This window comes from Paenibacillus sp. FSL R7-0163 (assembly GCF_037969975.1).
In the GTDB taxonomy this organism is placed as follows: Bacteria; Bacillota; Bacilli; order Paenibacillales; family Paenibacillaceae; genus Paenibacillus_AQ; species Paenibacillus_AQ odorifer.
In genome coordinates, this window is the sequence record NZ_CP150224.1 from 3,093,390 (window position 1) to 3,115,656 (window position 22,267).

22 protein-coding genes and 1 pseudogene are annotated in these 22,267 nt (G+C 43.4%); 3 read left to right on the forward strand and 20 right to left on the reverse strand.

Features of this window, described 5'->3' with window-relative positions:
- Positions 1–77 precede the first annotated feature (77 nt).
- The 11 genes from NST45_RS13685 to NST45_RS13735 all read right to left on the reverse strand — a co-directional run bounded on the left by NST45_RS13685 (position 78) and on the right by NST45_RS13735 (position 9,623).
- Positions 78–962, reverse strand: a complete 885-nt coding sequence (locus NST45_RS13685; RefSeq protein WP_038570635.1) for an ABC transporter permease subunit — start codon at positions 960–962, stop codon at positions 78–80.
- Positions 959–1,951, reverse strand: coding sequence for an ABC transporter ATP-binding protein (locus NST45_RS13690; RefSeq protein ID WP_326048204.1), 993 nt, complete (start codon positions 1,949–1,951; stop codon positions 959–961). Before NST45_RS13690 ends, NST45_RS13685 begins: the two co-directional genes overlap by 4 nt.
- Positions 1,951–3,036, reverse strand: a complete 1,086-nt coding sequence (locus tag NST45_RS13695) for a DUF4179 domain-containing protein (RefSeq protein WP_076273401.1) — start codon at positions 3,034–3,036, stop codon at positions 1,951–1,953. Before NST45_RS13695 ends, NST45_RS13690 begins: the two co-directional genes overlap by 1 nt.
- A gap of 46 nt (positions 3,037–3,082) precedes the next feature.
- Positions 3,083–3,601, reverse strand: a complete 519-nt coding sequence (locus NST45_RS13700) for a sigma-70 family RNA polymerase sigma factor (protein ID WP_036686680.1) — start codon at positions 3,599–3,601, stop codon at positions 3,083–3,085.
- Positions 3,602–3,720: 119 nt separating this feature from the next.
- On the reverse strand, positions 3,721–4,038 hold the full coding sequence (locus NST45_RS13705; RefSeq protein WP_076143974.1) for a hypothetical protein: 318 nt from the start codon (positions 4,036–4,038) through the stop codon (positions 3,721–3,723).
- A gap of 143 nt (positions 4,039–4,181) precedes the next feature.
- A complete protein-coding gene (gene nagE, locus NST45_RS13710; RefSeq protein WP_076135196.1) occupies positions 4,182–5,636 on the reverse strand; it encodes an N-acetylglucosamine-specific PTS transporter subunit IIBC in 1,455 nt (484 codons plus the stop codon).
- A 47-nt stretch (positions 5,637–5,683) separates the two neighbouring features.
- Complete coding sequence (locus tag NST45_RS13715; protein ID WP_036686673.1) at positions 5,684–6,190, reverse strand: PTS glucose transporter subunit IIA; 507 nt, start codon at positions 6,188–6,190, stop codon at positions 5,684–5,686.
- A 22-nt stretch (positions 6,191–6,212) separates the two neighbouring features.
- Positions 6,213–7,085 carry a PRD domain-containing protein gene (locus NST45_RS13720; protein WP_036686671.1) on the reverse strand — a complete coding sequence of 291 codons (873 nt, stop codon included), beginning with the start codon at positions 7,083–7,085 and terminating at the stop codon, positions 6,213–6,215.
- A gap of 213 nt (positions 7,086–7,298) precedes the next feature.
- A complete protein-coding gene (locus tag NST45_RS13725) occupies positions 7,299–7,682 on the reverse strand; it encodes a DivIVA domain-containing protein (protein WP_036686669.1) in 384 nt (127 codons plus the stop codon).
- 93 nt (positions 7,683–7,775) lie between these two features.
- Positions 7,776–8,135 carry a helix-turn-helix transcriptional regulator gene (locus tag NST45_RS13730; protein WP_036686667.1) on the reverse strand — a complete coding sequence of 120 codons (360 nt, stop codon included), beginning with the start codon at positions 8,133–8,135 and terminating at the stop codon, positions 7,776–7,778.
- 918 nt (positions 8,136–9,053) lie between these two features.
- Positions 9,054–9,623: a GNAT family protein gene (locus NST45_RS13735; protein WP_076141468.1), complete on the reverse strand. Its 570-nt coding sequence runs from the start codon at positions 9,621–9,623 to the stop codon at positions 9,054–9,056.
- A 158-nt stretch (positions 9,624–9,781) separates the two neighbouring features.
- Here NST45_RS13735 and NST45_RS13740 point away from each other — a divergent pair, with 158 nt between their 5' ends.
- Positions 9,782–10,672, forward strand: a complete 891-nt coding sequence (locus NST45_RS13740; protein WP_076141469.1) for a GNAT family N-acetyltransferase — start codon at positions 9,782–9,784, stop codon at positions 10,670–10,672.
- A gap of 36 nt (positions 10,673–10,708) precedes the next feature.
- Here NST45_RS13740 and NST45_RS13745 read toward each other — a convergent pair whose 3' ends face one another.
- The 5 genes and pseudogenes from NST45_RS13745 to aroC form a co-directional block, all read right to left on the reverse strand.
- Positions 10,709–11,647 (reverse strand): GNAT family N-acetyltransferase, encoded by a 939-nt coding sequence (locus tag NST45_RS13745; RefSeq protein WP_076316200.1) that lies wholly within the window; start codon positions 11,645–11,647, stop codon positions 10,709–10,711.
- 157 nt (positions 11,648–11,804) lie between these two features.
- A complete protein-coding gene (locus tag NST45_RS13750; protein ID WP_036686659.1) occupies positions 11,805–12,134 on the reverse strand; it encodes a hypothetical protein in 330 nt (109 codons plus the stop codon).
- Positions 12,135–12,254: 120 nt separating this feature from the next.
- Positions 12,255–12,449, reverse strand: a complete 195-nt coding sequence (locus NST45_RS13755) for a hypothetical protein (RefSeq protein ID WP_036686658.1) — start codon at positions 12,447–12,449, stop codon at positions 12,255–12,257.
- Between the two features lie 35 nt (positions 12,450–12,484).
- Positions 12,485–13,341: pseudogene (locus NST45_RS13760) on the reverse strand (NAD(P)-dependent oxidoreductase).
- A 160-nt stretch (positions 13,342–13,501) separates the two neighbouring features.
- Positions 13,502–14,557: a chorismate synthase gene (gene aroC, locus NST45_RS13765; RefSeq protein WP_036686655.1), complete on the reverse strand. Its 1,056-nt coding sequence runs from the start codon at positions 14,555–14,557 to the stop codon at positions 13,502–13,504.
- A gap of 113 nt (positions 14,558–14,670) precedes the next feature.
- Between aroC and NST45_RS13770 the strand changes: the two genes are divergently transcribed.
- Positions 14,671–15,561 carry a LysR family transcriptional regulator gene (locus NST45_RS13770; protein ID WP_076104303.1) on the forward strand — a complete coding sequence of 297 codons (891 nt, stop codon included), beginning with the start codon at positions 14,671–14,673 and terminating at the stop codon, positions 15,559–15,561.
- Between the two features lie 958 nt (positions 15,562–16,519).
- On the opposite strand, the gene NST45_RS13775 is transcribed toward NST45_RS13770, so the two are convergent.
- Both NST45_RS13775 and hrpB read right to left on the reverse strand, forming a co-directional pair.
- The gene (locus NST45_RS13775) at positions 16,520–17,104 is read right to left on the reverse strand and encodes a general stress protein (RefSeq protein WP_051491471.1); all 585 of its coding nucleotides are present in this window, start codon (positions 17,102–17,104) and stop codon (positions 16,520–16,522) included.
- Positions 17,105–17,201: 97 nt separating this feature from the next.
- Positions 17,202–19,694 carry an ATP-dependent helicase HrpB gene (gene hrpB / locus NST45_RS13780; protein WP_339825941.1) on the reverse strand — a complete coding sequence of 831 codons (2,493 nt, stop codon included), beginning with the start codon at positions 19,692–19,694 and terminating at the stop codon, positions 17,202–17,204.
- Positions 19,695–19,833: 139 nt separating this feature from the next.
- Between hrpB and NST45_RS13785 the strand changes: the two genes are divergently transcribed.
- The gene (locus NST45_RS13785; protein ID WP_036686651.1) at positions 19,834–20,256 is read left to right on the forward strand and encodes a GNAT family N-acetyltransferase; all 423 of its coding nucleotides are present in this window, start codon (positions 19,834–19,836) and stop codon (positions 20,254–20,256) included.
- Positions 20,257–20,393: 137 nt separating this feature from the next.
- On the opposite strand, the gene NST45_RS13790 is transcribed toward NST45_RS13785, so the two are convergent.
- Together NST45_RS13790 and NST45_RS13795 are read right to left on the reverse strand one after the other, a co-directional pair.
- Positions 20,394–20,792 (reverse strand): DUF1992 domain-containing protein, encoded by a 399-nt coding sequence (locus NST45_RS13790; RefSeq protein ID WP_076141471.1) that lies wholly within the window; start codon positions 20,790–20,792, stop codon positions 20,394–20,396.
- Between the two features lie 1,153 nt (positions 20,793–21,945).
- Positions 21,946–22,089, reverse strand: coding sequence for a hypothetical protein (locus NST45_RS13795; RefSeq protein WP_155986615.1), 144 nt, complete (start codon positions 22,087–22,089; stop codon positions 21,946–21,948).
- Positions 22,090–22,267: the final 178 nt, after the last annotated feature.

Sequence of the window (22,267 nt, forward strand, 5' to 3'; positions counted from 1 at the left end):
TTCCCGCTACACAACACAAAGAGCCCTAATTGTCCCGATCATAAGACAAGAGGGCTCTTTTTGGATTAACATCCCCTTTATAAGTCTTTTCGCTCGAAGCGAAGGAGACCTATAACAAAAGCTAACAGGGTATATCCTAGCGCATAAAAAATAAACATATTTGACGGAACCGTATTAAAATCCAGCAATCCATTCATGCTGCCGAACAATCCCATCATTCCACTCATTTCATTAGCGCTGAACAGGACGGCGGTCATTTTCCGCTGTAAACCATCCACTGGCATAAGCAGTGCCATCATTCCTGACAGATTATTTAATGTGTCAAGAACATCGGGTTCTAATCTAAGCGATCCTCCGATCTTATCAATCATCCCACCTAACCAGCCCGCTCCATATAACATTGTCATAAAGACGCCATTCCCCACTGCTGAGAAGAATCCAGAACCCAGCATAGAAATCGTAATTAGCAAAGGCACTATAGAGGAGAATAACAAAAATGATTTCAATAGGACTACGGCATCTCTAGGAACGGTTGCATGGATCTCAGTAATCCATAAAATAGAAATAAATAAAATCAGGGCATAACCAATCCCAAGCGTCACATATCCAAGCCAGCGACCTATGTACCATTTCCACCGCGGCAGCGGTCTTGGCAGTAAAGCCTGCATAACCCCTTGTTCCGCTTCACCTGCAATAGCTGAGAAGGAACTGAAGATCGCCAAAAAGGCGATTACAAAAGCGCCAAAAAAGAATCCAAGTGATAATATAAAAGCACCATTTGTAAAATTAGCTAAGAGATGCTCGCCACTGCTAATATCTGTTCTATTCGGTATTCCACTTTGTCCAATCGTATTTGCCACAAACCAAAATCCTATAAGAAAGACAATGGTCATAAGCAGTGTTAATATCATCACTCGTTTTCGCAGCAATTCCTTCCAGGTCATTCCCATGATTATTCTCATTCGTGTTCACCTCTGTGACTTAGGCCGGATACAGCACTCATAAACCAGTCTTCCAGACGTTCTTGCTTTCGTGAGACTTCATATAAGGTCATTCCTTGTTCAATAATTAACGTGTTCAGCCAGCCTACTTGCTCCTCATTCTCCAGTTCCGCTTCCAGCCAAACTGTGCTACTTTCCAATGTAGCTGGGATTGAAGCTCCTTTTTCAGATTGAGATCCAATATCCGCTGAAACTTTGATCTTAAGATCAGTACTATCCTGTAGCCAAGACAACAAAATAGGCGTAAAACCGCCCACTTTAAAATGCCAGCTTGTTCGCTTATTTAAGATCTCAGATACTTTCCCATGCCGCAGTATAACTCCGTTATTCAGCAGTGCCATACGGTCGCAGATGAGTTCAACATCCTCCAGTAGGTGAGAGTTAAGAAATATCGTAACTCCCTTCTCTTTTAGCCTCTGCAAAATATTCCGAACTTCCTGACGTCCAATCGGGTCTAGCGCCGATGAGGGCTCATCCAGAAAAACGATGGCCGGATTGTTTACAAGAGCACAAGCAAGCCCTAATCTCTGCTGCATCCCTTTGGAATAATGTTTCACACGATCCCGTCCACGGTTTCCAATTCCAACTTCCGCTAGAAGCTCTGGAATTCTTTTATCGGCTACAGATCGCTCTACACGGCACAGCTTGGCATGCAGTCTTACTACTTCTTCCCCGGTAAGCCATTCTTGATAGCGATATAATTCCGGTAAATATCCGATTTGGGACTTGGCTTCAAGTGAACCGATCTTATGGCCTAATAGAGTAGCACTACCATTCGATGGACGAATGAGACCTACCAACATTTTGACAAAGGTACTTTTCCCCGCACCATTAGGGCCGAGGAAGCCAAAGGCTTCCCCTTTCCCAACAGTAATCGTTACATCACGGCAACCACGTCCGTTATCATATTCTTTGGTCAAAGACTTCGCTTCTATTGCAGCAGCCGTCATTATTCAATCAACTCCTCTAGCTTCTCTAAGAATACAGCTTTATCTGTATACACGCTTCCCCCGTTGAAATCGAACAATTGCCCGTTCTGTACCCAAATGGCCGAGTATACAATCCCTTGACTATATTCATTCTGATTCAGTAGAACCGTAGTATCTTTAATCTTTATTTGATCGGTATTCAGGCCTTTTACCAGTGGCAGAGGAATTTCACCTGATAAAATGCGGCTCTGCTTTAAGCTGGATTTCAGATAATCTGGCAGCAATGGAAAATCGATTATAGCTTCCAAGGCTTCATCAACCTTTATAGTTGGATCTACAGTAATTAAAGGAGTCTTCGTCTGTGTAAGATTAGCCCATTTATCATTATCCATCGAAAGATCATAATTCACGATCTCCGAAAGATCTAATTTAATTTCTTTCCCATCTATGGCCTCTGGAAGAAGCTGTTTTGCACCCAATCTTTTCATTGCTTTATTAACCGCTTCAATATTAAGCTTCAAGGTTATTTCTTGTGAATTGGTTATATATGCGCTCTTCACATTCTCGAGCAAAGTTCCGCTTGGAAGTGTAAAACCTAGAGTCTCTTCCACCTGATCTAACGGAATAATCCCTTTATTTGAACCAAAGGTACTTGTAAACACACCAAATTTGTTCATAGCTTCATTCATGGATTGACTTTCATTTACCTGATAAAAAATATCCCGAATATCATTTTCATTCACAACTGTAACTTCTTCCATCCGAAACTGATTCAGCAGCGATGCCATAGCCGTATTTCCTACTGGAGTTCCAAGTATAACCGCAAAGATCGCGGCACCTGCCACTGCTACTCCCCACTTACGCCGACGATTCATGCGAGGTCGCTTGGATCGGCGATTAGTTATCGGATTGTCATCTGTAGATTGAGGCTGGCCCATTTCTGGGTGTGGTTTATCATCATCTTTCATAACATCCACTGCCAACTGCTGACTCCACACAGCCCATTTAGGACTTGCATGCTCAGACGCTAACTTGTTTTGCAATTTGGCCCAGGCTTCATCTGTATATTGTTTATTATGATCTTGATTTAGCGGTTGTTTAGTCATTAGTAAACCCTCCTAAATAATTTGGAGCTTCGTTTATCTCGGTTTGTTAATCTGACTGAGATAGTGATTTTGCTGCATTTTGTCTTAACCTCAGGGTCGCACGGTGCAGTAATGTCCCTACTACGGGAGGTCTTAGACCAAGCTCGCCTGCTATTTCCGCATAACTGTAACCAGAGTATCTAAGCAGAAGCGCTTGTCTATCCCTGTCAGGCAGCTCGTTCAACCATTCATGAACATCCTCCTGATCCAGCTTACTGATTAAGACTTCCTCTCCTGAAGGAGGTGATTCCCCCACTTCGTATAACTGTTCTTGTTTATTTTGCAGCCGCCGTTCCCTTGCTTTTTTGTCTAGATAATCATATCCAATACGAGTAAGGACTCTATGAAGCCAGGCACCCAGCGCTGCTGGATCATCTGGGGGGTTACGATACAATCTCAGAAAAACTTCTTGTGCCAAATCATCTGCTGCCGACTCATCACGAACCAAAGCGGTCAGCTTACGTCTGACAATAGGATAATGTTCATAGAATATTGCTTTAAAAATTTCAGATTCCGGAATTTCCATCTTGTAAATCCTCCTTATCAGCTGCAGCTATAAGTAAGACGACTATCAATGCATTTTTGTATCAAGATTACGTAAAAAAAGACAGCCCCTAAATTAATAAGGAAACTGTCTTTTAGTGTTTACCTAATTCGAATGTAACGATTAAGAATCTTTTTTGATAAAATACTTCGTTCCAGCCTAAGCTCCCAGAGCTGCTCTTTCCACTGAAACTGTTGCTCTGAATGTTCATTCTCACGTAGCTTCTCAAACAGCTTCATGATCATTATGTTAATGGCATCAAATCTTGACCATAATTCTATTACACTTTCTTCTTGAATCTGAGGACTTTCCTCTGCTGCACTAAGATTCTTTAAGCGCTCAATGATGTCAGCCTGCCACTGTCCATCTTTAATCGCCTTGGCGTAATTTAAAAGATCCAAATAATCATCGACTGACATGTGTACCGACTCCTTTTCCTACTTATACCAAGTATTATACTAGGCATTATCTATAAAGCAACCCTTTATCTCTGGACACAGCAAAAAAACAGGACTGGTATAAGAACCAGCCCTGTTTAATGAATTTAACATGATCAATTTAGTTATAACAGCTTTTGAATATCATCTTTAATTTGCTCTGATTTTGGACCAAATACGATCTGCACAGCCCCTTGACCCAGTCTCATAACACCGGAAGCTCCGAGCTGTTTCAATGCGGAATCTTTAACGGCTTTTTCGTCATTAACAATCAGACGAAGGCGTGTGATACATGCATCGATATTGCGGATGTTCGATGGACCGCCGATGTTCTCAAGAATTTGAGCAGCTTTTGAAGACGATGAAGGCGTTCCATTACCTCCAGGTGGTGCTAACAGACTTTCTTCCTCATCATCTTCACGTCCAGGTGTTTTTAGCTTGAACAATGAGATAATAAAGCGGAATAGTACATAATACAAGACGAAGAATCCAAGACCCACAGGAATAAGTATCCATGCATTAGTAGACAGTTTCAGGTTTACAAGATAATCGATCAAACCTGCGGAGAAACCAAAACCAAGCTTAACATCTAAAATGTACATCAAGGCCATGGAGAATCCTGTTAATAAAGCATGAACTCCGTACAAGAGTGGTGCTACGAACATAAAGGAGAACTCAAGTGGTTCAGTGATCCCTGTTAAGAAAGAAGCAATGGCAGAACCGATGAAGATGGAAGCAACCATTTTACGTTTTTCCGGTTTAGCTGTATGAATAAATGCAAGTGCTGCCCCTGGAAGCGCAAACATCATAATTGGGAAGAATCCAGTCATAAACATCCCAGCAGTTTTATCTCCAGCGAAGAAGCGGTACAAGTCACCATGCACCAGTTCACCAGCTGCATTCGTAAAATCACCAATTTGGAACCAAGCAATCGTATTAAGCACGTGGTGAAGACCGAACGGAATCAGCAAGCGGTTAGCTGTACCGAAGATGAATGCTCCAACAGCCCCCAGTGACACAACCCAGTTCCCGAAGTCACTAATAACATCTTGTATCGGACTCCAGATCATACCCACAAATACAGCAAGAACCATCATAGAAGCTGCCGTAATGATTGGGACAAAACGTTTACCTGCAAAAAATCCGAGCCAATCAGGCATTTTTATATTGTGATATCTCTTGTATAAGAACGCTGCCCAAGCACCGGCAAAAATACCACCAAGCACACCCATGTTCAATACAACATCATCATTGATGAAAGAGAATTGAAGCGGTACGATAAGCAGAATCTTAGTCAGTACCATGTAAGAAATTACTGCTGACAAAGCTGCTACGGCGTCACCGGCAAATCCAATGGCAACCCCTACCGCGAAGATTAAGGCTAGGTTACCGAAGATCGCATTCGCTCCGGCGTTTAGAAATGGAGCAAAGTATTGATTCAGAAATCCACCAATGGTCGCTCCTAGCGGAATATCTTTTTCGTAGTTAAGCAAACCAAACCCTTGAAGAATAGCTGCCGCCGGCATGGTTGCAACAGGAAGCATTAACGACTTACCTAGTTTTTGTAGAAAAGCCAACATTAAAAATCATCCTTTCGGTTCAATAGTAGTAGTGCTCTATAAACCATTTACTTTGAAGCCACGGTAAGAATCAGATCCTGTCCTGCTGTAACCTGACCATAATGTCCGCTTACTTGAGGTGGATTCTCCTCTGTACTGGTCACGATTACAGGCGAAATTGTGTCACAACCTGCCGCGCGAATTACGTCCAGATCAAATTCGATTAGGGTTTGACCTGCTTTTACTTGATCTCCAGAGGTTATATGACTGACAAAACCGTTGCCCTTGAGGCTGACAGTATCGATTCCGATATGTAATAGCAATTGCATACCGGAGGAATGTTCCAGAATGACTGCATGACTCGATTTCACGATATGAGCAACCTTACCGTCAAAAGGCGCTTTCAAAATTCCCTCAGATGGTTTTATTGCAATTCCGTTACCCATATGACCGCCAGCAAAGGTTTCATCCGGAACCTGTGCTAGTGGAACTGACTCCCCGCTGATTGGTGCCATGATTTCGATGGTATGTTCAGTATGTTTCTCTTCTTTTTTTGATTTCCATTTGGAAAACATATGCTCCACTCCTCTTAAGATGTTAATTTGATTTCACTAAGGTCTGAAATAACCGGTGCAAATGCATGGCTAGAAAACATAGTTCTTCTTCCGGGATTTCGACTTCAAGCGACCTTTGCATTACTTTACCGAGCTTTTGAGCCAGCTTGTATTCCTCTTTGTATTCTTTCTTAATATGTTTCACAAAGGGATTATCTATTAGTGATCCTTTTAAAATACGTTCCAGCGAAAAACGCAAGTGGATCATTAATCGGATATGATTCATACTGCCATGCTCAAAAGTTATCTTTCGTTCTTGCTGAATCATGTCTAGAAGCTCATTGACAATATTAGAGGCCTTGACTAACTGACCAACCGATACATTATTGACTGCTGAATACACATGATAAGTAAGAAATCCAATCTCATCTTCGGGGATTTGCACTTGAAATTCAGCATTGATTTTCTCCGATGCCTTGTAAGCGATCTCAAATTCCTTCGGAAATGACATTTTGGTTTCTTGCAAAAACGGATTAATAATATCCATCCCGTTGCGCAGACGGTAGATGGTGAACTGTATGTGGCTCGGGAGTGCCAGATAAATCTTGTCGTTTAACTTGTCAGGAAATTGACTTTGGATATCTGCAATTATCTCATCAGTTATTTTCATTACCTTAGGATCTATATCTTCCAGCAAAACTTGATATTGGCTCCAGGCTTCGCGATCTTCTAGACGAAACAATTTCTCAATCCGAGCATCATTTCCTTCGATCACACCAGAACCCTTCACTGCAAATCCAATACCTTTGCCAATGATGACATATTCCTTCCCGTTTTTGCTTCCCTGAACCATTACAACGTTATTCCCTATTACACGCTGTACTTGAAATTGCTCGATCTCTCGCGACAAGCTCATCACTCCTCTCCCTAATTATCGTCAAATCGGAACAAAAAAAGCCAAGAATTGTCTAATGGTAATAAAGACAATTCTTGGCTCATGCCCTTAACGGTAACACGCCACTAAAATATAAATGATCATTTATGAACATATCATAATTCATGAACTGCTAACTCGTCAATGGTAAATTTAGAAATGTCAAGCGGAGCTCCCTTTACACCAAACAACTCCTTATAAAAACTCTTCCACGCGAGGAAGCTTATCTTTAAGCTGGCGGACGTTAGTCTCAAGCCTCAGAATAACCTCTTCCAATTCTTTTGGATCAATGCCTCGGGAAACAGGTACCTGGATTACCTCTGTTTTGGTTTCTGCCTTTAATTCCCGCATTTCCAGCTGCTGCTCTTGCCATTTATCCATCAGATCAGCGATCGTCGCATAGAAACGTTCGTAATCCTTGATTACGCTGTCCAGAAATGTATCTACTTCCTCCGCATCGTAGCCACGCAGCTTCATGCTGAATTCTTTTTCATGTATGGTTAGAGCGTCTAATGTGATGCCGAGTTGACTGAACAGCTTCCGCTGTTTGTCTAACCGACGTTTCATATGTTCATCCATCTTTTGCTACCTCCAAGTATATACTGCAATCATCCGGCAGTAACCATTATAACAGGGTGAGAGCATCCTGAAAATATTACTATAGTTGCAGTTCTAATAGTTGTCCACAACAGCTTTATTCAAAATGCCTAAGCAGCGGTCAAGATCTGTCTTTACCTGCTTTTTATATAACTTTGCTTTCTCTTCTCCATCTGAAGTGAAATGGTAAAGTACGATTTCTTGAAAATCCACTTTAGGGTCATTGCCTTTCAGCTGCTTGGTACGATATAAAATCCCTTGCTGCACCAGCTCATGCAGGGCGCGATAGATTTCACTCTGTGGAGGGGAATAACCATGGGCTTTGAAATCCCGACGTAAATCCTCCAGCATTTGATATCCGTAACCGCGGTGTTGTTCTACCATTGTTATAAGATACACCTTGATAAACGCTCGTTGAGCAATCATAAACGCCATATAAACCCTCCTCATGTTGTAAATGTTGTTGGCTAATCTTTCCTTCTATTACTCTAGTATAAGCACTATTTTCCAACTTTCACAACCTGAAATTTGATAGAGGGTTCACTTATTCCGTTGTTTATAGAGATTTGGTGGTATGTAGGATGATTTATGTGGATGTGAGCAGGGAGAGTGTAGTTTTTTCTGGTCTTCTATTGTGAATTTTTCATATGATGAAAGTATGGAATAAATGGCTGTACATCGTTGATTGCGTTGAATGATTCCTCGAAGAAGTAGGTCCGCATACTTCAGCACGCCCCCCCTCCCATTCTTTGTTTAGTTTGATCAGTTTAGTTTGTTCAAGTTTGCTCGTTCGAGCTACTATCGGACCCAGTTGACCCTATTCGCTGCTTTTCCCCACTTTTGGTGTGTTATCGGACCCCATGGGCGCTATTGGCATAAAAAGTAACATTAATACAGCTATTCTTGGGGAATAGCTGCACTGGTGTCCGATACTACTCTGAAAAAGCTTAATATTTGCAAATAGCGTCTTCTGAGTCCGCAAGCTTCAGCGAGAACCAAACTCTATCTGAATCCACATGCTTCAGCACGCCCCCCCTCCCATTCTTTGTTGGTTTGATCAGTTGCTCGTTCGAGCTACTATCGGACCCCATTGACTCTATTCGCTGCTTTTCCCCACTTTTGGTGTGTTATCGGACCCCATGGGCACTATTGGCATAAAAAGTAACATATATACAGCTAAACTAGAGGAATAGCTGCACTGGAGTCCGATACTACTCTGTAAAAGCTTAATATTTGCAAATAGCGTCTTCTGAGTCCGCAAGCTTCAATAGAACATCGATCCACAAAACGAAACGCAAAAAAGCGATCCTCCAGTTATTGAAGAATCGCATTCCAAGTAGCCTCTCCTAATCACTATTTCATAGCGTTTTTCTCCATAAATTCATCCTTCGTCAATCCAAACAACAGTAAGTCTAAATACTGTCCATTTGTATAAATTACTTTCCGGCGCACGCCTTCTTGGACACAGCCCACTTTTCTGAGCATAGCTGCTGAGGGTTCGTTACCTTCGAGCGCACATTCGTTAAACTTGTTGAGTCTTAGCTCCAAAAAAGCATACTTCAACAGGATGTTGATAGCTCTTGTCCCATACCCCTTACCTCGATGATCTCTATCCACTTGCACGCCTATACTGAACGTACCATTTTTCTCGTCTATGCTATTAAGATTTACTCCACCCACATATTCGCCATTTAGATTCTCGATCGTAAACATCAGCCGCTGTGATGAGAATTCTGCAAATGTATCTACAAATTTTCGGGATTCAGCTATGGTAGGTGGTAGTTCAACAGTACACTCTAAAAGTCGCCGCGCTGGTGTATCGAAACGGTTGATGTAATGACCTTCCCAATCCTCTTCCTGAACGGATCTTAGTCTTATTTTCTCATCCTGCCAAAAATAATGACTGTAATCTACCTCTCTCATCTTGTACCTCCGAGTTTAATAATTTAGAGATTATGATAACACATCTACAGGATTATATTGGTATAGTATTTTTAAAATCAACTTTACGGTTTAAAAGCATAGTATTATATATTCATAAAACGCGATTCCCGAAATCATCTGAAATAGAGGTATATACTATGAATGAATATCAATTGATTAGCGATTATAAACACATCGATAAATATAAGCTTAGCTTCAATTCTTTAGCCCAATCAATCTTTGGTATTGATTTTAAACCTTGCTATGAACAAGGGGGCTGGAATGACAAATATATTTGTTATTCCTTTATCGATGAAGATCACGTCATTGCGAATGCATCTATTAATAAAATGACTATTCTCATCAACAAAAAAGAATACAACGCCATCCAAATTGGGACGGTGATGACACATCCTGATTATCGTATGCAAGGTTTATCCAGAAAATTAATAGACCACATTATCGCTAAGTACGAACATGAATACGACTTCCTCTACTTATTTGCTAATGAGCGCGCTTTGGATTTTTATCCTAAATTCGGGTTTGAACGCATGCAAGAAAGCAGCTTTTCACTTAACGTTGCTCATCTTAGCAATCAGCCAACTACAACCTACTCTGTGCGGCCTTTATCTATAGGTAACCCCGTTGATTTTAGCATGATCAAAAATTTTGCAGTCAAAAGAACACCGGTATCCTCCGCGCTAAGTGTGATAAATAATGAACATCAGCTGCTGTTTTATTTTATTCTTCCTTTTCATGATTCCTTTTATTATATTGAAGAGGCTGACGTTATTGTGATCTTTAAACATGAGGATCATCAGCTTCATATTTTTGATATTATCAGTACAACAAGTTTTGATATCAACACAGTATTGAAAAGCATTATTTCTCCGGAAACTGAGGTTATACATTTTTATTTCACACCAGATTATCCAATCGATCAAGTTAAGGCAGAATTAATTTTCCAAAGTGAAGATACCTTATTTATACGTCCGCTATTAAAAGAACTCCCTCAACATTTCATGTTTCCTATTACCTCTCATGCCTAGTTAACGAAAAGAAAGGCTGCCACATGGCAGCCTTTCTTAATCGTGCATAGGAATATACATACTCTGTATCTCTTGTACTCCAGGGACAAATCCTAGATTTAAATAAACAGACTCCGCGTCATTACCTTCCATGACATATAACCTTAGGATCGGATACTTATCTTTCAGGAGATTAAGTCCTCTTTTCAACATCCGTGTAGCAATCCCTTTTCCTCTGTAAGCAGGTATTACACCAATACTGTAAACTGCTGCGTAATCATCTTGTAAACCCAAGAGACAATTCGCAATTAGCTGTCCCGATTTCTTATCATACACAAGCGTGGACGCTGTAAGTAATACTTCATTTGTATAATTAGGTTCTTCACTTGGGATAAAATCTTCATAAGAGAATTTCTTTCTTCTTGTTGCCTCAAGACTTCCATCAAAGCTCGCATAGTTACATTCGGCGATCTGCTCTTCAAGAATAAATCGTTTAGCGCCCATACCATTATCTTCGATCTGAGGACTTTCAATCCTTAACTCTTCGTTCCATTCGACCTCAAAATGATCTGTAGGACGGTGCATCCAACGGCATCTGAACTCATCAGGCCAAAACCCTGCCCGCGCAAATAATTGAACCTGGTCTGGCAGAACCTCGAAGGTTTTTATAGGTTTTGTGCTATCTGACCAATAAATCAAAAGCTTTTTTAATAGCTTCAGCACCACAAATGTATCGTTAAAAGGTGGAATAACAAATAAATGATATATCCGATTAGGCGACATCCTTACTCCACCTATTTTTGACTCCCCTCTATAGATCCAAAAAGCGTTTCTTTGGGCAGAATTGAACCCTTCTTCTTTAAAAAAACCATTATATTGCATATTATAATAAATGGAACAGTACAGTCCCCATTCTTCCGAGTCTGCCTTACGAATAGAATAATCATTATTTAAGTCATATGAAATCTCGTATTCAGACCATGCCATTAATTGCATTTACATTTCCTCCTCGCTAGTTCTATCACCTTCTATATTCCATAGTATCACTTCTTAAAGTAAATGTTTGGTAATAAACTGTTATATTAATCTTTTGCCGATTTAAAGCAAATGCTTTTCTTTTATCATAGAAACGGCTTGTACCCGGTTTTTAACCTCAACGATTAGCATAGGGCTGAAAGATTCTCTCAATTGCGGTATGCAAACTTAACCAGAACCGTACAAGATGGTTATCTGCAAGTTCCAGTGACAACCATGCAACCTCATCGGAATGAGTGCGAGCCCATTCAGCCGCAAGTGTCGTTTTTCCAAATCCAGCTGAGGCGGCAATAAGCGTTACTTTAGCACGGTTTTCATCCATGAGTTTGGACATTAATCTTATGCGCTGAACATAATAAGGAGCTTGCTTTGGAATGGTGACTCGTGAGGCAATTATAGATTGTTGAGAATAAGTGAGCGCACGTTGGTTCGGTGTAGGAGAATTCATTGGAACCTTCCTCTTTTTAAAAAAATTCAATTTTTAACCATCTATTAAGTACTAACATTACATTGTAGCTTTCTGACGTCCAATATCCAAAAAAAAGACCGCCAATTGGCAGTCTTTTTTCTAATATATTCTCGAGCATAACCAAAAAGCAGAACCCACTGCGAGAATGCCTGCCATAGTTACAAACAGGACATACCCTTTCTTTGTTCTAGTAACGGCGTGCTTATCATAAAACTCTGGTTTTCGAACAATTCCAAACCATAGATCAGCAATTAAATTCACGACTACTAAAGAAAAATTCTTTAATTTACTCATGTCATCTCTCCTTCTACATGTAAGGATTCATCTCTCTAACCCTTCAAGCTCTGAGCAAAACCTGACCTCCATGACGGGTAAGATGGGCTCCATCCGTAATCCATTCGAGCTTTTGTATTGGACGCCCCCCGTTCCCAGCCTTCTCTGCCCATTTGCGAAGCAGGTCCAGGAGCTCCCAAGAGTTCTGAAAAACAGGCATCCAATCTATTCCTCGCGCAGGTTCATTGTCCACAATATTGACTGGACCAGAAGGCCAGTTCAGAGCAAGCGCCGCCGCGTTAGCTGCATCCTCCACATGAAGGAATGACGTAACTGCTTCTGTTGCTGTCAGTCTTCCATGCCGAATTTCTTCTGTCATTAATCCTGCAGAATTATACCAAGTCCCTTGGCCGTACAACATTCCGTACCGCAAAATCACATGATTAGGAATCTCAGCGACTGCTTTTTCAAGGGAGCGGATACCATCAATGGTTCTCATCCGTAATTCAGAAGCATTAGTATCTAATGGAGTATTCTCCGTGGCAGGTCCCTCACCAGCTTCATATGCCCAAGAGATACTTTGGGCAATGATCTGTTCAACCCCGGATGCCAATGAAGCATCGACAATATTTCGTGTTCCTTCTATTCTTATCCTTGAATTATCTGCAAAATTCCGCTGACTTAGTGAAGTCAGCTGATGAATCACCACTTCAGGTTGAGCTGCGCGAATAGCCGCAAATATAGACTCACGCTCATACACATCCGCGATTACCGCTTGTGCCCCAATGCTCTCAAGGATTGTTTTGTTTTCTTCTTTATGGGTCAGACCGATAACCTCATGCCCCGCTTGAAGTAACTTAGGAAGCAATAGCCGTCCAATCACACCTGCAGCACCTGCAACAAAGATTTTCATCTATTCCCTCCTTTTTGCTGTACCGTATCTTATGGCATAGCTAGAGTTAAAGCATAATTTGAATGATTATCCATATGATACCACATATGCAAAAAAGACTGCACCTCACAGCATGCTAAGAGGTGCAATCTTTGAGTTGAATCATTATCATAAAGTGTTTTTATCCAAAAATAGCAGCTTGTCTTTTATAAAGATCTTCCAATACCAAGCAAGCCATTGCTTCAACAACCGGCACGATTCTCGGACAGATACATGGATCATGTCTGCCCTCCGTTTTAATCTCTACTTCTTCACCATTCGTGTTTATGGTCTGTTGAGTAACAGAAATCGATGATGTAGGCTTTACACTTATTCGAAAAATAATTTCTTCTCCTGTGCTAATTCCGCCTATAATCCCACCGGAATGGTTACTAAGAAATCCATCCTTATTCATCGCGTCATTATGTTCACTTCCAAGCATAGAGGCCGCTTCGAATCCAGCTCCAAACTCTATTCCTTTTACAGCACCGATAGATAACATCGCTTTAGCTAACTCTGCATCCAATTTATCAAATACGGGTTCTCCAAGACCCGGAATAACCCCTCTAATCCGACACTCCACGATACCTCCACAGCTGTCTCCAATCGAAGCTAAGTGTTCAATTTTTTTAATCATTTCAGCTCCTGCCTTAGCATCACAGGCGCGGACTGCATTTTGTTCAATGACATCTTCATCAAAGGTTTGGCACTTAATCCCTCCGACCTCTTGCGTGTAGGCCAGTACCTCAACTCCTCTTCTTTCAAGCAGTTTCCGAGCGATCGCTCCGCCAGCTACTCTTGCCGCTGTTTCCCTGCCTGATGCCCGCCCACTGCCTCTATGATCGCGAATTCCGTATTTCTGCAAAAAAGTATAATCCGCATGGCCGGGTCTAAATGAATGCTGAATATCGTTATAGGCCTCCGGTTTCATATCTTTGTTGTACAGGACCACAAAGAGTGGAGTTCCGGTTGTTTTCCCTTCGAATACTCCTGATTGTATTTGCACAACATCATATTCCTTACGCGGTGAAGTTACTGAGGACTGGCCTGGTTTCCTTCTATCCATCTGTTTCTGGATATATGCTTCATCAATTTCAACATTAGGTGTAACTCCATCCACTATGACCCCAACCGCTGCACCATGTGACTCTCCAAAGGTAGTAATTTTAAATACTTCCCCAAATGTGTTACCTGCCATAATATTCAAACCTCCATTGCCGACTCTTTTATTATTTATCTATCCAAATTATAATAAGATTGTTGCAATTAATGAAATCACATTTTCAATAGACTGTCATAGAGGTGATCTATATCAAATTCTTTAATCTTGAATGGTATCGCATTTTTTTATATACGGCTCGTTACAAAAATCTAACAAAGGCTGCAAATGAATTGCATATTACACAGCCATCCGTAAGTTATGCCATTAAACAAATGGAGGATTCTTTAGGACTCAAATTATTTCATCGTTTATCTAAAGGTGTAGAGCTAACTGAGGAAGGACTGGCGTTATTGGAATATGTTGAGCCCTCACTAGTCATGCTGGATTCTGCACAAAAGCATCTTCACAATCTAAAGCAGTTAAACGAAGGAGAAGTTCGGATTGGAGCGAGTGATTCCCTTATTAAAAATCTTTTGCTTCCGCAATTGAACGCATTCCACAAACAATATCCCGGTATACGAATTCGGCTATCACACGGAAAAACGCATGAGATCACCAAACGTTTGAAAGAAGGCGAAATAGACTGTGCGCTCGTCCATATGCCTATTGACGATCCACAATTAAATATTCAGACGCTTGCCACCCTTGAAGATTGTTTTGTAGTGGGACGAGCCTTTCAGCAACTGGCAAACCGTTCGCTTACGGCAAAAGAACTTGCAGAGTTACCTTTTATTTTATTATCCCCAGAAAGCAGCACCAGACTGTTTGTTGATCATTGGTTTGCTGGTAAGAGTTTGTCCGTTAAACCAGATATAGAGCTGGGCAGCATCGATTTACTCTCTGAATTCGCAAGACTTGGTTACGGGGTAGCGTTTATTAGCCGTTCTTTTGTAATTGAGGAGATTCAAAAAGGAGAACTTTTCGAGCTGCAATTAGATGATCCGCCTCCACCCCGGAATATAGGATTCGCAATCCATCGCGATATGAGGTTATCCGTAGCAGCTGATTCTTTCGTCCGCATGCTTCGTATCCTTGATTAAGATCGTGCACGTAGCAGCACATACGGACATTGCGGAACGGGGCATATGCTTAGCAACCATAAGGACGCTGCGGAACGGGGCGATTTCGTAGCTGCAAACCGGGGGCGTATGCCCAGTAGGATAAGGACACAGAGTCCGGATGCGCTTACATAGCAATATAAGGACACAGTGGAACGATGCACGTATGTATAGCAAAAGGACACAGTGATCGGGTGAGCATACATAGCAGTACAAAGACAACACGTGCGTAGCAGTATAAGGACTCTAGGGAACCCTGCATGTACGTAACAGCATTAGGACACAGCGGAACGATGCACCTCCAGCATAAGGACACAGTGATCGGGTACGCATACATAGCAGTACAATGACAGCACGTGCGTAGCAGTATAGGGACACTGCGAAATGGGGCACGTTCGGAGTTGCAATCCGATGCGAATACTCTGTAGCATAAGGACACGTGACCGGGTGCGCTTACGTAGCAATACAAGGACAGCACGTGCGTAGCAGCATAAGGACACTCCGAAACGATGCAGGTACGTAGTGGGAAAGGACACAGTGATCGGGCGTGTACGTAGCAGTACAAAGACAGCACGTGGCGTAGCAGCATAGGGACACTCCGAAACGATGCAGGTACGTATTAGCAAAGGACACAGGGGACCTTAAACGCAATATTATTCAATATTTGGAGCCCTATCGGACCCCATTGCAGCTATTGGCAAAAAAAACAGCAAATAAGAGCCTCATTCTATAGAATAGCGTCCATGGAGTCCGAAATCCTGCTGCAAAGGCTAAAAATTAGCCAATAGCGTCCTCTGGGTCCCTATGCCTCAAAAGTGGATGAGTTATGGGAGATTCCGGGTGGCGCGATGGACTAATAACACAAAGGAGCGATTCTCCATTAATCGGAGAATCGCTCCTTGTAACCTTTTACCGCTTTTAAAGCAGGTTATTATAATGATTATATTTTATCGCGGTTGTAGACTTCAGCCGTCCGATCCGCTCTGTTAGCCATCGAATTTCCTAGTCTAGTGTCTTCGTTATAGACGCCTTCGTAACGCTGAGTATTCAGCGAACGGTTGCCGCGGAACACATCATGCGCTTGATAGCCGCGTCCATTATCATCGACTAGTACAAGGATTTTGCCGCTTTCCACATAACCTTCGTACTCTTTAGCCTCATCCTCAGGAATACCGAGTCCGATCAAGCCGCCGACTAATCCACCTGCGCCTGCACCAACTGCTGCACCTGTAAGGGTAGCAACTATAGGCCCTGCCGCCAGGATCGGTCCAATCCCCGGAATCGCCAATGCTCCGATCCCTGCTAATAGTCCGGCAACGCCGCCAACTACACCACCTGTAGCAGCGCCTGTTGCTACTCCTTCTGGAGCTTTTGTGCCTGTATCCTCTGAGATGTTTCTAAGCTCATCACGATCACGTGTGATTACTGATATTTCATCATTACTAAATCCTTGATTGTGAAGTCCTTCAATTGCTCTGGTTGCTTCTTGTTCTGTGTCGAAAATACCTACGATTTTTTTAGTCACTTGAAGCCCTCCTTAGTAATTGTCTTCGCTAGTAATTACCCTTTAAACGGGAGACCAAACATCTAAGGAAAAATTTCAAGAGCATATGTACCATAAATTATTTTACGGGACGTGTACGATTAGTCGGAATAGCCTGTAATGGGTCATCTGGCCAATAGTGCTTCGGGTACCGTCCTTTCAGATCTTTTTTGACCTCAAAATAGGTCCCCCGCCAAAAACTTGCTAGATCAGAGGTTACCTGCACAGGCCGTCTAGCTGGTGACAAAAGATGCAGCAATACCGGCACCTTTCCCCCTCCAATTCGAGGTGTGTCCAGCTGTCCAAACATCTCTTGCAATCTTACTGCCAATACCGGGGCAGCAGAATTAGTATAATCTACGGGCACACGCGAGCCACTGGGAACAGATATATGTGTAGGTGCTTCCTTTTCCAGCATCTGTCGCTGATTCCAGTCCAACATCCCCTCAAGCGCCCGTGCTAACGGTACACGCTGAAGGTCACGGAGGTTCCTCATACCTTGCAGATATGGCAAAAGCCATTCCTCCAACGTAGCAATTAAAGCAACATCTGATACATCCGGCCAATCTGAACGTAAGGCATGCATAAACATCAAACGTTCGCGAAGCTGTAAGGTTCCCTTCTCCCACGGTAGAGTTTCAATGCCATCTGTAGCGATGACACTTAACAGTACGTTTGCCGTTTCTTCCGCGGAGGGTCTTTCATGTGAAGTTTCTTTTAAGACCAACGCGCCGAGCATTGTGCGACGACGTTTCTTCACACTCCCACTTTCTTTATCCCAATACACATCCGCTTCTTCTGTGATGCGGTCTGCATGATAGGTAAGCAGTTGTCTTTCTTCTATCTCAGCTGCCAGCATAATTGCGCCCTGTGTAGCGCGATCATCGATCGAAGCAGCTACGATAAAAGATGACCGGGCCAGCGGTTGTCCTTCCCGCATGGCCGCCCCCCGACCGGAGGAGAGCAGAAACGCGCCATCGCCGCGTTTCTGCCCGATCCGGTCGGGATAGGCGAACGACAGAAGCAGCCCGCAGCGGCTGATGTCGTTCACGTTCTCGCCCGGCGCGGCTTGCAGCTGCGCCAGGAAAAGGCGGCTCTCGCGCTGCACAGCGCGCAGAGCCGCCGGGTCCGCTCCGCCGCTATCAGCGGAGCGCTCGAACCGGAGCAGCGCCTCAACGCGGAGCGTGAGGTCGCAATCTAGGGCCGCGGGACCCTTGAAAAGGTCCCGCTCTTGCAGCAGCGCCGCCAGCCGGCAGGCGAGCGGTGCTGCGCCAAGCTCTGCCGCGCGCAGCAGCATATGCGCGGCTCGCGGGTGCGCGCCAAGCGTGGCCATGCTGTGGCCGTGCGGCGTAATGGCGCCGCCGGCGTCCAGCGCGCCGAGCTGGCGCAGCAACGCGGTGCCCTGCGCATAAGGCGCAGCGGGCGGCGCGTCAAGCCAAGATAGCGCGGCAGGATCGCGCACGCCCCACAGCGCCAGCTCCAAAGCAAGCTGCGCAAGGTCCGTCTGCATAATCTCCGGCACATTGTCATCCGGAAGTCGATTATGCTCCTCCTGACTCCACAGCCTGTAGCACACGCCTGGGGCTGTCCGTCCGGCACGTCCCCGCCGTTGATCCGCGGAGGCTTTTGATACCGGGACCGTCGTAAGACTCGGCATTCCTGTGCGTGGTGAGAATACCTGTGTACGGCGTTGCCCTGTATCAATCACCGTTCGCACGCCTTCAATCGTTAGACTTGTCTCAGCGATAGAAGTCGCGAGCACTACTTTTCGTTCACCTTGCACAGATGCAGCCACGGCTGCATCTTGGATATTTTGTGGCAGCTGACCATATAAAGGGCGAATAATTGCCGGAACTGGCAAGCTCCCATTTTCCAACTCACTTTGAGTTCTGCGTATTTCTCTTTCCCCCGGTAAAAAGACGAGAATATCTCCGGGTTGTTCAGCAAGCGCACGTCTCACAGCAGCTGCAGCAGTTTTTTCCAGTGGAAGATTCCCAGTAGTTGGCACATAGATTGTTTCTACAGGATAGGTTCTGCCCGGACAATTTACTACAGGCGCATCCCCTAGTAAAGCAGACACCCGCTCACTGTCCAAGGTAGCTGACATGATAAGAATCCTTAGATCCTCCCGCAGCACAGCCTGTGCTTCCAGTGCAAGGGCAAGTCCCAAATCCGCATGAAGACTGCGCTCATGGAACTCATCAAAAATAACTAAACCCACATCACCCAAAGAAGGATCGCTTTGCAGCATTCTCGTTAATACTCCTTCAGTGACTACAACAATCCGCGTATTTTTGCCTACTTTAGTGTCATTCCGCATCCGATAACCTACCGTCTGTCCAACACTTTCTCCAAGGCAGGATGCCATGTAAGTGGCGGCAGATCTAGCAGCAAGCCTTCTAGGCTCTAACATTAAAATGCTTTTACCCGCCATCCAGGGTTCGTCCAAAAACGCCGGAGGCGTTCCAGTTGTTTTGCCTGCACCCGGTTCAGCGATAAGTACTGCTGCCTGCGCAGTGTTAAGTATGTTTTTCAGGTCAGGAAGCACCTGTATAATCGGAAGCTGTTTCATTCTATCTCTCCATCGTCTATAATCATATGTTATAATTTTCCTAGAAGTTATCTTAGATCATCTTCATCATGTGTGAAAAAACCTTAAAGATCAAGACTTACCATTCATACCCTCTATAATATTAATAAGGAGACTTACTATGATATTCGTAACAAAAGCTACAATTTCAGATCTACCCATGCTAACCAAAGTAGACAGCAAGATCATTGGCAATGAAAGCCGCAAATCGAAGATTGAAAAATATATCAATCATGAGCAGTGTTACGTAGCATCGCATAATGGAACGCTTGTAGGATTTGCTTGCTACGATACCACCTTTTTCGAATGTTGTTTTATTCAGCTGGTCATTGTGGATCCTGAGTTCAGACGCCTAGGCATAGCCAAAACACTCCTTAGCTACATCGAGGAACAATGCCCAACCCCCAAGCTTTTCACCTCTACCAATGAATCCAATACGATCATGCAGCAACTATGTCTTTCTCAAGGGTTTGTTAAAAGCGGAGTCATTGAGAATTTAGATGATGGCGACCCGGAATGGGTTTATTTCAAACAAATTAGATGAGCATACATGATTAGTTACACACAACAAGCAAAAAGGCAGCTCTTCTGTCTAAAACGACCAAGAGATGCCTTTTATTTTACACTATTTATTCTGATGTCCAAATGACCGTAGGTATTTAGGCAGTAACCTAACCAGCATTAATCCTCTTCCTTTATCATCTGTCCGTGTATTTGAGCACTGTATTGCATAAAAGCAGGGTTACTATCCAAGCCGCGTTCACGCAATAACTCCTGTAGATGCAGTCTTTTCATAGACAGTTTTGACCGCAGAGCCTTGCCCTCACTGGTTTCTGCACCTCCGCTATTATGACACGCCGCTAGCAATCCTTCCAACGTAACACATTCAGCTCGCAGAGAGATTTCCTCAGGAACAAGTCCGGAGTTCTTCATGATTTTAAAAGACATCCGTAATTCTTCTGGCACACCTGATAAATCCTCAAGCTCCAGCGGCTTGCCATGCCCAGGTAAATCTCGAAATTCCCCGTTACGCATAGACTCCTGAATCCGCTGCTCAGCTAACCAAGACATCATCCCCATATACGCAGCCTCCTTTACCAATGCCACACTATTATCAACCCTGCCTAATCAAAAGTATATTTTACGGAATTGCGTTAATTTTAGCATAAAAGACTTAGGATTTGCATCAAGCTACCGGGATGCTTTCTCAGATTTTGCCTATACGTTAACTATAGGTGTGGCGAGCTATTCACTCAAATGCTCCTTGCCCCTCGTCGCACAGTTGAGCAGCTCGGACTCTGTAACTATCGTATGCTAAGTATATTCTAAGTCCATAACCGTAACGTTAGAGCACACTCGCCTCAGGGAAACGTTCGGACTCAGATGACCTTATTTCACAAATTCAGTCCATTTCGCTGTACTATCGGACCTAGTTGCAGCTATTCGCTCATATGTGCCCTACTTTTAATCAAAATCACAGCGATAAGAGCTATGCAGTCCGATACTGCTAATAAACACACGAAAAACACCAAATAGCTGCAATACAGTCCGCAACGTCAGCGCAAACTCTCCTCTACAAATCGATCGGACTCAGCAGCTCTTGCTCGTATACTACATCCTTTACGCCTTCGTTACATCCTCGTCGCAGCGTTCGGACCCAGTAGCCCTTATTTTGCAAATTCATGCCTTTTTGCTCTGCTATCGGACTCAGATTCAGCTATTCGCTCAAATACACCCTACTTTTGTTCAAAGTCGCGGCGATAAGAGCTATGCAGTCCGATACTGCTAATAAACACACGAAATACACCAAATAGCTGCAATACAGTCCCATTCATTAGCACACACTCGCCACCGTGAATCGTTCGGACTCAGATGACCTTATTTCACAAATTCAGTCCATTTCGCTGTACTATCGGACCTAGTTGCAGCTATTCGCTCATATGTGCCCTACTTTTAATCAAAATCACAGCGATAAGAGCTATGTAGTCCGATACTGCTAATAAACACACGAAAAACACCAAATAGCTGCAATACAGTCCGATACATTAGCGCACACTCGCCACCGTAAAACGTTCGGACCCTGGAGCTCTTGCTCGTATACTACATCCTTTATTATACATTCATTACATCTTCGTCTCCATTGATCGTTCGGACCCAGAAGCCCTTATTTCGCAAATTCATGCCTTTTTGCTCTACTTTCGGACTCAGATGCAGCTATTCGCTCTAACACACCCTACTTTTGTTCAAAGTCGCGGCGATAAGAGCTATACAGTCCGATACTGCTAATAAACACACGAAAAACGCCAAATAGCTGCAATACAGTCCGCAACGCCGATGCATCCTCGCCACCATAGATGCTACTATTTACTTCCGCCATTCATCACTCACTTATCACCTTCATCACTCACTTATCCCTGTCTTCACTCCCTTTCCCCCGTCTTGCACACTTATCACCTTCATCACTCCCTTATCTCCGCCAACACTAACTCCGCGCCGTACGCAAATCGAGCTCGTGGACTTGCTTGTGACCTTATCTCTCCCGCTATTTTATTGCC